Source organism: Polaromonas sp. P1_G2, assembly GCF_056405515.1.
The window spans coordinates 1-459 of record NZ_JBFUBY010001110.1; the positions used below are offsets into that span (position 1 = coordinate 1).

Annotated in this window: 1 protein-coding gene; it reads left to right on the forward strand. The window is 66.9% G+C overall.

All coding sequences use genetic code 11. The features are described from left to right. Positions 1 to 459: ATP-binding cassette domain-containing protein (locus AC1D0P_RS29300; RefSeq protein WP_477679943.1), on the forward strand; the 459-nt coding region annotated here is incomplete at both ends.

Genomic DNA, 459 nt, shown 5'->3' on the forward strand with positions numbered 1-459 from the left:
ACCATGGTCGATGCGATCGCGGGTTTCCTTGCGCGCTATGAGGGTTCGGTGCGGCTGAACGGCCAACCGGTCGAAGGCGTATCCGCCACCGATCGGGCGCGCATGGGCATTCGGCGGACCTGGCAGACGACACGCATCGCACCCGAACTCCGCGTCGGCGATTATGTCCGCCTCGCCGCCGGCTCCATCTCCGACACGGAAATTGCAGCCGTTCTCGACTGGTTCGATTGCCCGCCTGCGGCAACGCCGATTTCGCAAGTCGATGCCGGCACGCGCCGCCTGCTCGATGTCGCGGGCGTCGCGGCGGCCCGGCCGGCGATTATCCTGCTCGACGAGCCCGCCGCCGGCCAGTCATATGCCGAGGCGTTGAAGCTAGGCGAACGGATCGCGGCGATCCCGGAGAAATTCGGCAGTGCCGTACTCCTGATCGAGCATGACATGGATCTCGTGCGGCGGGCC